The organism is Mesorhizobium sp. M0870 (genome assembly GCF_040319775.1).
Classification (GTDB): domain Bacteria; phylum Pseudomonadota; class Alphaproteobacteria; order Rhizobiales; family Rhizobiaceae; genus Mesorhizobium.
This window is the reverse complement of record NZ_JAMYOI010000010.1, coordinates 23,813-38,680: the sequence shown is the minus strand read 5'-3', so window position 1 is coordinate 38,680 and position 14,868 is coordinate 23,813. Positions and strand designations below refer to the sequence as shown.

General features: G+C 63.2%; 12 protein-coding genes. 4 read left to right on the top strand and 8 right to left on the bottom strand.

What is annotated here, in order from left to right; translation table 11 throughout:
• Positions 1 to 39 precede the first annotated feature (39 nt).
• The 4 genes from NKH97_RS14210 to NKH97_RS14195 all read right to left on the bottom strand — a co-directional run bounded on the left by NKH97_RS14210 (position 40) and on the right by NKH97_RS14195 (position 4,558).
• Complete coding sequence (locus tag NKH97_RS14210) at positions 40 to 1,305, bottom strand: glycerate kinase type-2 family protein (RefSeq protein ID WP_352442654.1); 1,266 nt, start codon at positions 1,303 to 1,305, stop codon at positions 40 to 42.
• On the bottom strand, positions 1,302 to 1,805 hold the full coding sequence (locus NKH97_RS14205; RefSeq protein ID WP_352551286.1) for a heme-degrading domain-containing protein: 504 nt from the start codon (positions 1,803 to 1,805) through the stop codon (positions 1,302 to 1,304). The genes NKH97_RS14210 and NKH97_RS14205 overlap by 4 nt, the downstream gene beginning before the upstream one ends.
• A 217-nt stretch (positions 1,806 to 2,022) precedes the next feature.
• Positions 2,023 to 3,339, bottom strand: a complete 1,317-nt coding sequence (guaD, locus tag NKH97_RS14200; RefSeq protein ID WP_128302777.1) for a guanine deaminase — start codon at positions 3,337 to 3,339, stop codon at positions 2,023 to 2,025.
• Between the two features lies 1 nt (position 3,340).
• Entirely contained in the window at positions 3,341 to 4,558 is a 1,218-nt protein-coding gene (locus NKH97_RS14195) for a urate hydroxylase PuuD (protein ID WP_352442653.1), read from the bottom strand.
• Positions 4,559 to 4,720: 162 nt separating this feature from the next.
• On the opposite strand from NKH97_RS14195, the gene NKH97_RS14190 reads away from it, so the two are divergent.
• The 3 genes from NKH97_RS14190 (at position 4,721) to NKH97_RS14180 (ending at position 8,011) form a co-directional block, all read left to right on the top strand.
• A complete protein-coding gene (locus NKH97_RS14190) occupies positions 4,721 to 5,641 on the top strand; it encodes a LysR family transcriptional regulator (RefSeq protein ID WP_128302775.1) in 921 nt (306 codons plus the stop codon).
• Between the two features lie 103 nt (positions 5,642 to 5,744).
• The gene (locus tag NKH97_RS14185) at positions 5,745 to 6,761 is read left to right on the top strand and encodes an LLM class flavin-dependent oxidoreductase (RefSeq protein ID WP_352442652.1); all 1,017 of its coding nucleotides are present in this window, start codon (positions 5,745 to 5,747) and stop codon (positions 6,759 to 6,761) included.
• Positions 6,758 to 8,011, top strand: coding sequence for an LLM class flavin-dependent oxidoreductase (locus NKH97_RS14180; protein ID WP_023813626.1), 1,254 nt, complete (start codon positions 6,758 to 6,760; stop codon positions 8,009 to 8,011). Before NKH97_RS14185 ends, NKH97_RS14180 begins: the two co-directional genes overlap by 4 nt.
• 19 nt (positions 8,012 to 8,030) lie before the next feature.
• Here NKH97_RS14180 and xdhC read toward each other — a convergent pair whose 3' ends face one another.
• From xdhC to uraH, 4 genes are all read right to left on the bottom strand, one after another.
• Positions 8,031 to 8,969 (bottom strand): xanthine dehydrogenase accessory protein XdhC, encoded by a 939-nt coding sequence (xdhC, locus tag NKH97_RS14175; protein ID WP_023813627.1) that lies wholly within the window; start codon positions 8,967 to 8,969, stop codon positions 8,031 to 8,033.
• 61 nt (positions 8,970 to 9,030) lie between these two features.
• Positions 9,031 to 11,382, bottom strand: a complete 2,352-nt coding sequence (xdhB, locus tag NKH97_RS14170) for a xanthine dehydrogenase molybdopterin binding subunit (protein ID WP_023813628.1) — start codon at positions 11,380 to 11,382, stop codon at positions 9,031 to 9,033.
• Positions 11,382 to 12,863, bottom strand: coding sequence for a xanthine dehydrogenase small subunit (gene xdhA / locus NKH97_RS14165; protein WP_352797427.1), 1,482 nt, complete (start codon positions 12,861 to 12,863; stop codon positions 11,382 to 11,384). The genes xdhB and xdhA overlap by 1 nt, the downstream gene beginning before the upstream one ends.
• A 3-nt stretch (positions 12,864 to 12,866) precedes the next feature.
• Positions 12,867 to 13,241, bottom strand: a complete 375-nt coding sequence (gene uraH / locus NKH97_RS14160; RefSeq protein ID WP_023813630.1) for a hydroxyisourate hydrolase — start codon at positions 13,239 to 13,241, stop codon at positions 12,867 to 12,869.
• A 203-nt stretch (positions 13,242 to 13,444) separates the two neighbouring features.
• Here uraH and puuE point away from each other — a divergent pair, with 203 nt between their 5' ends.
• Positions 13,445 to 14,863, top strand: coding sequence for an allantoinase PuuE (gene puuE, locus NKH97_RS14155; protein ID WP_023813631.1), 1,419 nt, complete (start codon positions 13,445 to 13,447; stop codon positions 14,861 to 14,863).
• The last annotated feature ends 5 nt before the right edge of the window (positions 14,864 to 14,868 follow it).

Here is a 14,868-nt window from a genome sequence, read left to right as displayed (position 1 = left end):
AGACGGAAAACCGCTTCACACTTCCTGGAATTGCTTCAGCTACCTGATCAGAATTGCCCTGAGATCGTTGACATTCGTACCGGTCGGGCCGGGTACGAAAAGATCGCCAACCGCGTTGAAGGCCGTCCAGGCATTGTTGCCGGCAAGCATAGCCTTGGCGTCCACCCCGGCTGCGCGCATGCGCGATACGGTCGAGCCATCGGCGAAGGCGCCGGCATTGTCTTCCGAACCGTCGATGCCGTCGGTGTCGGCGGCCAGCGCGTGAATGCCGTCGACGCCATTGATGCCGATGGCGAAGGCCAGCAGGAATTCCGAATTGCGGCCGCCCTTGCCTTTTGCGCGCAGCGTCACGGTTGTCTCGCCGCCCGACAGGATCAGCACCGGCTTTTGAAATGGCCGGTTGCGCGTCGCCACTTCGCGCGCGATCGCGGCATGGACGCCGCCGACTTCGCGCGCTTCGCCCTCGATCGCATCGGAGAGGATGATGGCTTCAACGCCTTGCCGTTTCGCTTCCGCAACAGCCGCTTCGAGCGACACCCCGGCCGAAGCGATCAAATGCACCTCGTTGCGCGAAAAGCGCTCGTCATCCGGGCTTGGCGCATCGGCGGCCGGCGAATTGATATGCGCCATCACCGAGGCCGGCAGTTTCATGCCATAGGCCGATATCGAGGCCAGCGCGTCTGCGCGGCTGCCTGTATCCGGTACGGTTGGGCCGGAGGCGACCATTGCCGGATTGTCGCCGGGAATATCGGAGACGATCAGCGACACCACCCTGGCCGGCCATGCGGCCGCTGCCAGCCTGCCGCCCTTGATGGTGGAAAGGTGCTTGCGGATGGTGTTCATCGCCGCGATCGGCGCACCCGAGGCGAGCAGCGCCTCATTGACGGCGATCTCGTCGGCCAGCGTCAAGCCGCCGGCGGGCGACGGCAACAGCGCCGATCCGCCGCCGGAAATCAGCGCCACCACTAGGTCATCCTCAGTCAGCCCCTGGACCTTGGCGAGCAGGCGCCGCGAGGCTTCCAGACCGGCAGCGTCCGGCACCGGATGAGCCGCCTCGATGATCTCGATGCGCTCGCAGGTCGCGCCATAGCCATAGCGGGTGACGACCAGCCCTTCGATCGGGCCGGCCCACACTTTCTCGAACGCTGCCGCCATCTGCGCCGAGCCTTTGCCCGCGCCGATGACGATGGTACGGCCCTTTGGCTTGGCCGGCAGATGATCCCGGATGGTTCGTTCCGGATCGGCGGCGGCAACGGCGGCGTTGAAGATGGAGGTCAGGAAGGCCTTGGGATCGAGCACGGTCATTCGGCGTCCCGAGGCAATGCCAGCCCGCGCTTGTCGACGCCCAAATGATCGCACAGCGCATCGACGACGACGCCATGATCCTCCCGCTCCGGCAGTCCGGAGACGGCGATCACACCAATGACGCCGGCGCCCTTGACGGTCACCGGAAAGCCACCGCCGGCCAGCACGTAGTCGGCAATATCCAGCCCTTCGCCGATCTTGAAGCTGCGGTCCGGGCGCTGCTGTTCCAGCACCATGCGGTAGGTGCTTCTCAGGAACCGCTTGACCACATTGGTCTTGCGCCGCGCCCAGTCGGGGTTCGAGGCGTTCGAACCCGGCATCGCGGCGTAGAACAGCGGCCGGTCCCACAGCCTGATGTCGACTATGATGGGCAGGTTCTCGGCAATTGCACGATCGCGAATGGCGGAGCCGATTTTGAAAGCGACGGCCTCGTCGAAGGTGGCGAAGACAAGGGTCTCTTCCTGTCTCTTGATCAGAGCGATGTCGTCAGCAACGGCCATTTTCTTTCTCCGAAATCGTCACACGTCGTGTGTACGACAAGCTCCGCTCGGTCAAGCTTCCGTGGAGCGGCCCCTCATCCGGCCGCTTCGCGGCCACCTTCTCCCCGGTGGGGAGAAGAGGAAAGCGTCGGCACTGGCGATCTCCTCTCCCCTCGGGGAGAGGTCGGATTGCCCCGAATTGCCCTTGCAATTTGGTTGGCAATCCGGGTGAGGGTTCTTACCCCGCGATCATATCCGCCTTGGCTGGCCGCCCCGCCACATAAACCTCGCGGACAGTGCGGTCGTCACCCAGCGTTTGCAGGAGAAACAGTTCCTGCGCCAGCGTCTCGACCGTTTCCATCCTGAGCCGCATCGCCGGCGTTGCCCTGGCGTCCAGCACGACGATGTCGGCATCGCTGCCTTCATCCAGCGTGCCGATCTTGTCAGCCACCGACAGCGCCTCGGCATTGCCGCGCGTCATCTGCCAGAAGGACTGGAGCGGGTTGAGCTTCTCTCCGTTCAGCGCGATCACCTTGTAGCCCTCGTCCATGGTACGCAGCATGGAGTAGTTGGTGCCGCCGCCGACATCGGTGGCAGCGGCGATCCGGACCGGCTTGCCGCGGCGCCGGAAGCGCTGGTAGTCGAACAGGCCGGAACCGAGGAACAGGTTGGAGGTCGGGCAGAACACCGCTACCGAGCCCGAGTCCGAAAGCGCATCCGCTTCGCGCTCCGACAGATGGATGCAATGTCCAAACAGGCTCTTTTTGCCCAACAGCCCGTAGTGCTCGTAAACGTCGGTATAGTCGCGCGACCACGGGTAGAGTTCCTGCGTGAAAGCGATTTCGGCGTGGTTTTCCGACAGATGCGTCTGCATGTGCAGGTCGGGATATTCCAGACACAGCGCGCCCGCCATCTCCATCTGCTCCGGCGACGAGGTGATGGCGAAGCGCGGCGTGATGGCGTAGTGCTGCCGTCCCTTGCCATGCCATTCCTTGATCAGCGCCTTCGTGTCGTCGTAACCGGATTGCGGTGTGTCGAGCACGCCGTCGGGAGCATTGCGATCCATCATCACCTTGCCGGCAATGTTGAGCATGTTGCGGTCATGCGACTCGGCGAAAAAGGCTTCGGCTGAAGCCTTGTGCACCGAGCAGTAGGCGGCGACCGTTGTTGTACCGTGGCGCACCATTTCGTCGAGGAACAGCCGCGCGATGCGGCGGCCGTGCTGGGCGTTGGCGAACTTCGTTTCCTCCGGAAAAGTGTAGGTTTTCAACCAGTCGAGCAGTTCTGCGCCATAGGAGGCGATGACCTGCATCTGCGGAAAATGCACATGGGCATCTATAAAGCCGGGCAGCAGCAGATGCGGCCGATGGTCGATTCTCTTCACCGTTTCGCCGGCCTGCTTTTCAACCTCGGCATAGGCGCCGGCGGCGACGATCCTGCCGTCGCGGATCAGCAGGCCGCCATCCTCTTCGTAGCGCCAGGCGGAATGGTCGTCGATGGTTTGCGGCCAGCGCACGAAGGACAGCGTGCGGCCGCGCAGAAGTGTCGAGGTCATGCTATTTCCCTGCGCCTTCGAACCAGGCCACCAGCAGCGCCCGTTCCTTGTCGGTGATCTGTGAGACGTTGGCGGGCGGCATGGCGTGGCTGCGACCGGCCTGCAGATAGATCTCGCGGGCGTGGTTGGCGATATCCGCATCGGTGTCGAGCATCACGCCCTTCGGTGCATGATAGATGCCCTCATAGACCGGCTCCGCCGCATGGCACATCGAGCAGCGGCCGAGCACGGTGTCGCGCACGGCCGGGAAATGCGCTGAAGCGACATAGATTTGCGCCGACGCGGATTCCTTGGGTTCGCCGGTCAGCACTTTCGGCGCAGTCGACAGCCAGATGATGACGATGAACAGGACGAGTGCCGCCATCCAGGTCCAGGTCGGATTGCCTTTGCGGGCATGGATCGAGTTGAAATAGTGCCGGATCAGCACGCCGATGATGAACACCAGCGAGGCGATGACCCAGTTGAACTCAGTGCCGAACGCCAGGGGATAATGGTTCGACAGCATCAGAAACAGCACCGGCAGCGTCAAATAGTTGTTGTGCAGCGAGCGCTGCTTGGCGATCTTGCCGTATTTCGGATCGGGCTTGCGGCCAGCGATGAGGTCGGCGACAACGATCTTCTGGTTGGGGATGATAACCATGAAGACGTTGGCCGACATGATCGTGGCGGTGATGGCGCCCAGATGCAGGAAGGCGGCGCGGCCGGTGAAGAGATGCGTCAGCCCCCAGGCGATGAACACCAGCACACAGTAGAGCACCAGCATCAGGCCGGTGTCGCTTTTGCCGAGCGGCGAGCGGCACAGCAGATCATAGACCACCCAGCCGACGCCGATCGTTGCCAACGACAGCAGGATGCCGACCGGGACGGACATTGGGAGCACGTTGGGATCGATCAGGAACAGATCGGCCCCGGCATAATAGACGACGCACAGCATGGCGAAGCCGGACAGCCAGGTGGCGTAGGATTCCCATTTGAACCAGGTCAGATGCTCGGGCATTTCGGCCGGCGCCACCAGATATTTCTGGATGTGGTAAAAGCCGCCGCCATGCACCTGCCATTCCTCGCCGAAGGCGCCGACGGGCATGCCGGGACGCTGGCGCAGGCCGAGGTCGAGCGCGACGAAGTAGAAGGACGAGCCGATCCAGGCGATGCCGGTGATGACGTGCAGCCAGCGCACGGCAAAACTTAGCCAGTCCCAGAAAATCGCGAAATCCATCATTGAAATCGTCCCTGCCGATTGGGCGACTTTACGGGTTGGAGCGCAAACGGAAAGAGGCGAGGCGCACGATGACTTTCAAAAAAAAATGGAAAATACTAGGGTAGTCACACGCAGCAGGATGGGAGCCGCCCGAAGGCGGCCTCAGGAAAGCCACGAAACCGCATGGCCTATCTGGACAACATTGCCGTCTTCGTTCGCGTGGTCGAACTCGGCAATCTGTCGGCGGCCGGTCGCGACATGCGGATTTCGCCGGCGGTCGCCTCCAACCGCATCAAGGAGTTGGAGAAGCACCTGGGCGTGCGTCTGTTCAACCGCACGACGCGGCAATTGATGCCGACCGAGCATGGCACGGTTTTTTACGGGGGCGCCAAGCAGGTCTTGGAGGCGATCACCGAGGCGGAAGCCGCGGTCTCGGCGCTTTCCGGCCAGCCGCGCGGCACCATCCGCGTTACGGCACCCTTGGGCCTCGGCCGCCGGCTGGTCGCCTCGGGCATTCCCGATTTTCACGACAAATACCCAGACATCGAGGTGAGGCTGAGGCTTTCGGACCACAATGTCGACATCATGAAGGAAGGCATCGATGTCGCCTTCCGGCTCGGCATCATCGAAGATTCCAGCCTCAGGATGCGCGGCATCATGGAATGCGAGCGCGTGCTGGTGGCGGCGCCGAAATATCTCGAGGCCCGCGGCGAACCGTTGGAGCCGCAGGAGCTGATCGGCAAGAAGCACGACTGCCTGATGCTGCGTTATTCCGGCGCGCGCGAATATGTGTGGACGCTGCAGACCCCCACAGGCCCGCAGAAATTCGAAGTGCACGGGCCCTACGACACCGACGATGGCGACGTGCTGACCGGCTGGGCGCTTTCGGGGCGCGGCATCATCAACAAGCCGCGCTTCGAGGTCGAGCCATTCATCCGCGACCGGCGGCTGAAGGTGATCCTGAGCAGCACGCCACCGACACCGGTGCAGTTCGCCGCCGTCTATCCGCACAAGAAGCTGCAGGATCCAAAAGTACGGCTGCTGCTCGACTTCATGGCCGAGCGCTGCCAGCGACTGATCAACGATCTGCTAGCTGGGAAATAATGCTGGCCGGCACGTGACCGGCGCTTGGCCCAGCGCCAGCGGTTGCCATCCCTGGATGTGGCGAACATAGTTCGGGTGGTATTTCGTCTCGCAGGGACCATCGATGGACAACGGCGCCACAATGCATCTTGCCGTTTCGCTGTTTCCGGGAACCATCGATCCATCACCGGGGCGGGAATTCAGCCGCCTGGCCGGTTTAGTGCAAAAGGCCGAAGCGGCGGGCCTGGACATGGTGCTGCTTGCCGATTCAGCGCCGGCTTCCGGCGGCGGTGCCGCGAACAGTCCGATGCCCTTCGAAGCGACCACTTTGCTGGCCGCATTGGCAACTGTCACAAGCAGGATCGGCCTGGTTGCCGCTGCCTCGACAATTGCCCACCAACCCTACAATCTGGCGCGCCGTTTCGCTTCGCTCGACATCATCAGCCATGGCCGCAGTGGCTGGAACGCGACCATGGCGCAGGCGCCACGGGAAACAGCCAATTTCAGCCGGCCCGAAGGATTTTCGCCTGACGATTTCCGCCGTCGCAGTGAGGAATATATCGGCATCGTGCAAGGTCTGTGGCAGGGCTGGGATGCGGACGCGCTGCTGTTCGACCAGAGCGGCGGCCGCTTCCACGACCCCGGAAAGATGCACCTGCTCGACCACAAGGGCGAGTTCTTCTCCGTGCGCGGACCGCTGAACATCGCGCGGTCGCCGCAGGACACACCGGTGCTCGTCTTGTCGGGCCTGTCGGTATCAGACCTGGATATTGCCGCCCGCACCGCCGATGTCATCCTGCTGGACGACGGACCGATCGATGGCGCGAAAGCGCGTTATGAGGAGCTGAAGCGCCGCGTTGCCACCTGCGGACGCGAGCCTAATGCTGTGAGGCTTCTGACGAATATCTCGCTCGTCGCCGATGGTACCGCCAAGCCGACCATTGCCGACAGCATGGAAAAAGGTTTCCGAGCGAAAAGCTGCGACGGGTTCAACATCCAGATGCCGGCACAACTCTCCGCGCTCGAGGATCTCGTCGATCTGGTTTTGCCGGAGATGAGGCGGCGCGGCCTGTTTCGAGAGAGCTATCGCGGCGCAACGTTGCGCTCGCATCTCGGACTCACCGGCGGAGGTGATCAATGACCCGCCAGATGAAGCTCGGCGCCTTCCTTTGGGCGACAGGCCACCACATTGCCGCTTGGCGCCACCCACAAGCGCATGTGAGGGCCGGCATCGACATCGACCATTACATCCAGCTGGCCCGCGCGGCGGAAGCAGCTAAGTTCGACATGGTGTTCTGCGAGGACGCCGCCGGCCTGCGTGAGGCCAATGTCGGCATCGCCAGCCAGACCTCGCGTTCGATCGGTTTCGAACCGATCAGCCTGCTGTCGGCGCTTGCCGTCCAGACCAGCCGCATCGGTCTCGTCTCCACCGCTTCGACAAGCTACAACGAGCCCTATGGGCTGGCACGAACCTTCCTGTCGCTCGACCATCTGAGCGGCGGTCGCGCCGGCTGGAACCTGGTCACCTCGGCCAGCCCCATCGAGGCCGCCAATTTCGGCTCGACCGGCCTCAAGCCCCATGCCGATCGCTATGAACGCGCGCGTGAATTCGCCGAAGTCGTCACCGGGCTCTGGAACGGCAAGCTCGGCGCCTCCGGCCACGACGGCCAGAGCTTTTCGGTTCGCGACCCGCTCGATCTGCCGCGTTCGCCGCAGGGCGCGCCGGTGATGGTCCAGGCCGGCGCCTCGGATGTCGGCCGCGACCTTGCCGCCCGCACCGCCGATGTGGTGTTCACGGCGGCGCAGACCTTCGAGGAAGGGAAGGCCTTCTACGACGATCTCAAGGGGCGTATGGCCGCTTATGGGCGTGAGCCGGACGACATCAAGATCATGCCGGGCGTCGCGCCAGTGGTGGCGGAAACCGAGGCTGAGGCCCGCGAGAAATACGAGGAATTGCAGGACCTGATACCCGACGACGTCGGCGTTGCGCTTCTGTCCAGCTATCTCAGCATCTCCGATCTGTGGCGCTACCCGATCGACGGGCCGCTGCCGGATCTGCCGGAGAGCGAGGGGATGAAAAGCCGGCAGGCGCTGGTCATCGAGCAATCGCGCCGCGACGGCCTCTCCATCCGCCAGCTTGCCCGGCATTTCGCCGGCGCGCGTGGCCATTGGCGCATCGTCGGCACTGCGGCCCAAGTCGCCGACGAACTGCAGGCTCGGTTCGAGGGTGGCGCGGCCGACGGTTTTAACGTCATGCCGTCATATTTCCCCGGCGAACTTGATGCCTTTGCGACGCTGGTCGTGCCGGAACTGCAGCGGCGCGGCCTGTTCCGCAGGGACTATGAAGGCCGCACCTTGCGCGAGCATCTGGGCTTGAAGCGGCCGGCATGAGATGCGTTGAGGCGCAAGCTTAGCCGACCATCACCTTGTCGTGCGGGACCTGATGGTCGGCATTTGATGCTGTGGCGTGCATGACCAGCGCCGTCATGATTTCGGCGGCCGCGAGCGCTGCAATGACTTGCGGGCGCTTGTCCTTGACGGCAGCGCCGCCGATCGGCGAGACGAGGCGGGCAAATTCCGCCTCGCTGCCGTCCGCCGATTTCAGGAACCAGTTCTTGAACGTCGCTTTCTTGGTCTTGGACCCGATCATGCCGACATAGGCGGCATCGCCGCGTTTCAGCGCCTCGGCGACGATCAGGAAATCCAGCGCATGATCGTGGGTCAGGATGGCGAAGGCGGCGCCAGCGGGAGCGTTTCGCACCATCGCTTCCGGCATAGCTGTCAGCCTGGTCTCGACGGATTCCGGCATGCCTTCCAGTGCTTCGGCCCGCGTCTCGATGACGATGCCGTGCACGGGAAGAAGTGCGATCGTCGACGCCAGCGCCTGGCCGACATGGCCGCCGCCGAAGATGTAGACACGCGGCAGGTGCGCCTCCTCGGCTTCCGCAGCCGCAACCAGATCGGCGGCAAGGGCTGCATCGACGAGCCGGATCAGCACTTCGACGCGCCCGCCGCAGCATTGGCCGATTTCCGGGCCTAGCGGCACATCGAGGGTCGCGCGGCTTTCCCTGCCCCTTGAGGGGAGGGTGGCGGCGAAGCCGCCGGGTAAGATCGGATCGGCGCGGGTTCTCTCCCCCCTTGAGGGGGAGAAAAGCATCTGCCGGGCTTTGTCGATCGCCATGTATTCGAGTTGACCGCCGCCGATGGTGCCAAAGATCGCCGCCTGCGAGACGAGCATGAAGGCGCCCTTCTCGCGTGGCGTCGAGCCTTTTGTTCCGGTCACTTCGACCAGGGCAACCTGGCCGGCGCTGGTGAGAAAGGCTTTCAGGCTTTGCACTTTCGAGTTCATGGTTCACATTCCCGAATGGGAAATATAGGTTTTTCGGCCCAGATTGCACATTCTGCCAGATTCAGGCGCCGGCCTTCGTCTCTTTCTTCAGCCTCTCGATCGCCATCAGCACCCGCTCCGGCGTTGCAGGAGCATCGAGGCGCGGACAGATCTTGTGGTCGGCGACGCTGGCCACTGCATCCGACAGGGCGTGCAGCACCGACATGCCGAGCGGGAACGGCGGCTCGCCGACTGCCTTGGAGCGGTGGATGGTCGGCTCGCTCGCTTCCGGCCAGTCGGCCAAGGTGATGTTGAATATCTTCGGCCGGTCGGAGGCGAGCGGGATCTTGTAGGTCGATGGCGCGTGCGTGCGCAGCCGGCCCTTGGCGTCCCACCACAGTTCTTCCGTCGTCAGCCAGCCCATGCCTTGGATGAAGCCGCCCTCGATCTGGCCGATGTCGATGGCGCTATTCAGAGATCGGCCGCAGTCATGCAGAATATCGGTGCGCTCGACCATGTATTCGCCGGTCAGCGTGTCGACCGAGACCTCCGAGCACGACGCGCCATAGGCGAAATAATAGAAGGGGCGGCCCTCGCCCTTGTCGCGGTTCCAGTGGATTTTCGGCGTCTTGTAGAAACCCGCCGCCGACAGCTGGATGCGAGCCATATAGGCCTGCTTGATGAGGTCGGCGAAGGCGATTTCCTGGTTGCCGATGCGCACCCGGTTGGGCAGGAACAGCACCTGATCGCGCGGCACCTGATATTTTTCAGCGGCGAAATCGATCAGCCGGTCCTTGATCTGGCGAGCGCCATTTTGCGCCGCCATGCCGTTGAGATCGGAGCCGGACGACGCTGCCGTGGCCGAAGTGTTCGGCACCTTGCCGGTCGTGGTCGCGGTGATCTTGACCTGGTCGAGGTCGATCTGGAACTCTTCCGCCACCACTTGCGCAACCTTGACGTAGAGGCCCTGCCCCATCTCGGTGCCGCCATGGTTCAGATGCACCGAACCGTCGGTATAGACATGCACCAGCGCGCCGGCCTGGTTATAATGCGTGGCGGTGAACGAGATGCCGAACTTGACCGGCGTCAGCGCCAGGCCGCGCTTGATGAAACGGCTGTTGGCGTTGAAGGCCGATATCTCACGCCGGCGCCGCGCATAGCTGGCGCTTTGCTCGAGCTCGGCGACGATGCGCTGGATGATGTTATCCTCGACCGTCTGGTGGTAGGGCGTGATGTTGCGGTCTGACGTACCATAAAAATTCTTCTTGCGGATTTCGAGTGGATCCTTGCCGACGGCGAAGGCCACCTCGTCGATGACGCGCTCGGCGCCGACCATGCCTTGCGGGCCGCCGAAACCACGAAAGGCGGTGTTCGACACGGTGTTGGTGTAGAGCGGCGCCGATTGCGCATGCACCGCCGGCCAGAAATATGTGTTGTCGCAGTGGAACAGTGCGCGATCGGTCACCGGGCCGGAAAGGTCCGACGAAAAACCGCAGCGCGCCGCGAACATGAAATCGACGCCGAGGATGTTGCCCTCGTCATCGAAGCCGACTTCGTAGTCGACGAGGAAATCGTGACGCTTGCCGGTGGCGATCATGTCGTCGTCGCGGTCGGGCCGGATCTTCACGGCGCGATGGTGTTTCTTCGCGGCGATCGCCGCCAATGCGGCAAACTGGTTGCCTTGCGTCTCCTTGCCGCCGAAGCCGCCGCCCATCCGGCGGATCTCCACCGTGATGGCATTGCTCGGCACGCCGAGTGCATGGCTCACCATGTGCTGGACTTCGCTCGGATGCTGGGTCGAGGAATAGATGGTGACGTCCTGATCCTCGCCCGGAATGGCCATGGCGATATGGCCTTCGAGATAGAAGTGTTCCTGGCCGCCGATGCGCATTTTTCCCTTTAGCCGGCGCGGCGCCTGACGGATCGCTGTAGCGGCATCGCCGCGCTTCAGCGTCAGTGGCGGCGTGACGACCTTGTCCTTCTTCGGATCGAGCGCGCCAATGTCGGTGACGAAGGGCAATTCCTTGTATTCGACCTTGGCCAATCTGGTGGCGCGACGCGCCTGCTCGCGCGTCTGCGCAATGACGCAAAAGATTGGCTGGCCATAGAATTGCACCTTGCCGTCGGCCAGCACCGGCTCGTCGTGGCGGCCTGTCGGCGAAATGTCGTTCTCGCCCGGCACATCCTTGGCCGTCAGCACGTCGACAACACCGGGCGCTGTACGCACCGCCGAGAGATCCATGCTGGTAATCGTGGCATGCGTGGCGGCAGAAAGCCCGAGGCAGCCATGCAGCGTGCCGGCCGGTTCCGGCATGTCGTCGATATAGACGGCCGTGCCGCTGACATGCTTGTGCGCAGAGTCATGGCGTTGATCGGTGGCAACGCCGCCGGCGATCTTTTCAGCCTTCAGATTGGGGGGAGCGTGCTTGTTCATCATGCCGCCTCGTGCCTCGAAACCTGGATCGGCTCCCTGGTACCGCTGGTCTCGGCGAAGAAGCGCAGCAAGAGGTTGCGCGCCGCGAGCGCACGATACTCGGCCGAGGCCCGCATGTCGGTGAGCGGGGTGAAATCCCTGGCGTACTCGGCCATCGCCGCTTCTACCGTCTGTTCGGTCCATGCCTTGCCGAGCAGCGCCTTTTCGACAAAAGACGCCCGCTTCGGCGTTGCCGCCATACCGCCATAGGCGATGCGCACCTCCGCCACCGTGCCATCCCCGGTCAGCGTCAAAAAGAAAGCGCCGAGTGCTGCAGTGATGTCCTCATCGCGGCGCTTGGTGATTTTGTGGACGGCGAATTTCGTGCCCTTGGCCGGAACCGGAACGTGCACGGCCTCGACGAATTCGCCCGGCTGCCGGTCCTGTTTGCCATAGGCAATGAAGAAGGTTTCCAGCGGAATCGAGCGCCGCTTCTTGCCCTTGCGCAGGGTGAGACTTGCGCCAAGCGCGATCAAGGGCGGCGGCGTGTCGCCGATCGGCGAGCCATTGGCGATATTGCCGCCGATGGTGCCCATGTTGCGCACCTGTTCGCCGCCGATGCGATCGAACAACGGCCCCAGCGCCGGGATACGCTTCGCCAATGTCGCGAAGGCATCAGTGTAGGTGACGCCCGCGCCGATCGAAATGATGCCGTTGTCTTCCGAGATGGTGCAAAGTCCGTCGAGATTGCCGATAAAAATGGCCGGCGAAATATCGCGCATGTGCTTGGTCACCCAGAGGCCGACATCGGTTGAGCCGGCAACGATGGTGGCGTTGGGGTCCCTGTCCAGCACAGCGGCGAAATCGTCGACATCGGCCGGCACGACCAGCCGCGTCTTGGCCGAACCGATCTCAATCCGGGCGCCGTCATGCATGGCCTCGAGCCTGGCGGTGATCGCCTTGCGCTCCGCCGCCAGCGGATCTTTTGCCGCTTTGCCGTAGCTCGAGATGGCCTGGGCCGCGCGCATGATCGCCTCGTAGCCGGTGCAGCGGCAGAGATTGCCTTGCAAGGCCTTTTCGATATCCGCGTTCGACGGATTCGACGACTTCATCCACAGGCCATAGAGCGACATGACGAAGCCCGGCGTGCAGAAGCCGCATTGCGAGCCGTGGAAATCGACCATCGCCTGCTGCACCGGATGCAGTTGGCCTGATACGCCGCGCAGATGCTCGACGGTCACGACATGGGTGGCGTCCAACGAGCCGAGGAAACGGATGCAGGCATTGACGCTTTCATAGACCAGCCCGCCGGCCGAGAGCTTGCCGACCAACACGGTGCAGGCGCCGCAATCGCCCTCGGCGCAGCCTTCCTTGGTGCCGCGCAGCGACCGGTCGAGCCGCAGCCAGTCGAGCAGGGTCGCGTCGGGTGCCACCGACGAAAGCGCGACGTCCCTGCCGTTGAGGATGAAGCGGATTTCATTGCGGATGCTAATTTTGGCCATGCCTCAGCTCCCCCTGTAGGTCGAATAGCCATAGGGCGAGACGAGCAGCGGCACATGGTAGTGCAGCGGTTCGGCCATGCCGAAGCGGATCGGTATCACATCGAGAAAGGCGGGGTTCGGCAGGCTCGACCCCTGCTGGCGCAAATAGTCGCCTGCGGCGAAGACCAGTTCATATTCTCCGGGGCGGAACTCCGCGCCGGCGAGCAGCGGCTTGTCACAACGGCCGTCGGCATTGGTGACAACGGTCTTCAAATGTGTCCGCGCCTTGCCCTCGAGGTGATAAAGCGCGATCGACAATCCCGCCGCCGGCTTGCCTGTCGCCGTGTCGAGGACATGGGTCGTCAGACGCCCGCCATCAGCATTCGACGTTTCTGCCATTGGCCGCCTCCCATTTCCGGTACGAGCGAATTGGCCCGGTACGATCAAGTATCAACAGTGAATTGTGCGCCAATTAAAGGCGATGCATAAGTCCCGGTCGAGCGGAGTGCGACAAAAACACTTTCAAAAATTTTCGGGGGAATGCGAGAAGCACCCTTTCGATATTCTGATCATACTTCGGGCCATGCCCGGCGGGAGGGACGATGCGTTACAGCAGAGACATGCGCGGCTACGGAGTCAATCCGCCGGACCCGAAATGGCCTGGCGGCGCGCATGTCGCCGTGCAGTTCGTCGTCAACTACGAGGAAGGCGGCGAGAACTGCGTGCTGCATGGCGACAAGGCGTCCGAAGCCTTCCTGTCGGAAATCGTCGGCGCGGCACCCTGGGTGGGCCAGCGCCACTGGAACATGGAATCCATCTACGAATACGGTGCCCGCGCCGGTTTCTGGCGGTTGCTGCGGCTGTTCAGCGAGGCCGAGGTGCCGATCACCTGCTATGGCGTCGCCACCGCGCTCGCCCGTTCGCCGGATCAAGTCACGGCCATGCAGGAAGCCGGCTGGGAGATCGCCTCGCACGGGTTGAGATGGATCGACTACCGCGACCACAGCGCCGAGGATGAGCGCCGCGACCTCGAGGCGGCGATCAAGCTGCACTACGAAGTGACCGGCGCGCGCCCGACCGGCTGGTATACGGGTCGCACATCGATCAACACAGTGCGGATTGTGGCGGAAGAAGGCGGTTTCGACTATGTGTCGGACACCTATGACGACGAGCTGCCCTACTGGTTCGAGCATGATGGCGGCGCGCAGCTCATCATTCCCTATACGCTCGACGCCAACGACATGCGGTTCGCAACGCCGCAGGGCTTCAACTCCGGCGACCAGTTCTTTGCCTATTTGAAGGACAGCTTCGACACGCTCTATGCCGAGGGCAAGGCAGGCCGGCCACGCATGATGAACATCGGCCTGCACTGCCGCCTCGTCGGGCGGCCGGGCCGGGTGGCGGCGCTGAAGCGCTTCGTCGACTATGTGAAGTCGCACGACAGGGTCTGGCTGGCGCGGCGCATCGACATCGCCCGCCACTGGCAAGAGGTCAATCCTTATCAACCGGCGGCACTCCGCCCCTCGAAGATGGAATTCGAGACCTTCGTCCACACTTTCGGCGGCGTGTTCGAGCATTCGCCCTGGATCGCCGAACGCGCCTACGAACTGGAACTGGGCCCGGCGCATGACACTTCAGGCGGCCTGCACAATGCGCTTTGCCGTGTCTTCCGGTCCGCCAGCGAAACCGAGCGGCTTTCCGTGCTCAACGCTCATCCCGACCTTGCCGGCAAACTTGCCAAGGCCAAACGGCTGACGGCGGAATCGACCAGGGAACAGGCTTCGGCCGGCCTCGACGCGCTGACCGACAAGGAGCGCGAACTGTTTTCCAAGCTCAACGCCGCCTACGTCACCACTTTCGGTTTCCCCTTCATCATCGCGGTGAAGGGCAAGACGAGGCAAGAGATTCTGGCGGAATTCGAGGCGCGCATCGGCAACAGCCGCGGCGTCGAATTCGAAACCGCCTGCAAACAGGTCGAGCGCATCGCGCTGCTCCGCCTCAAGGACATGCTTCCGCAATAGGTTTG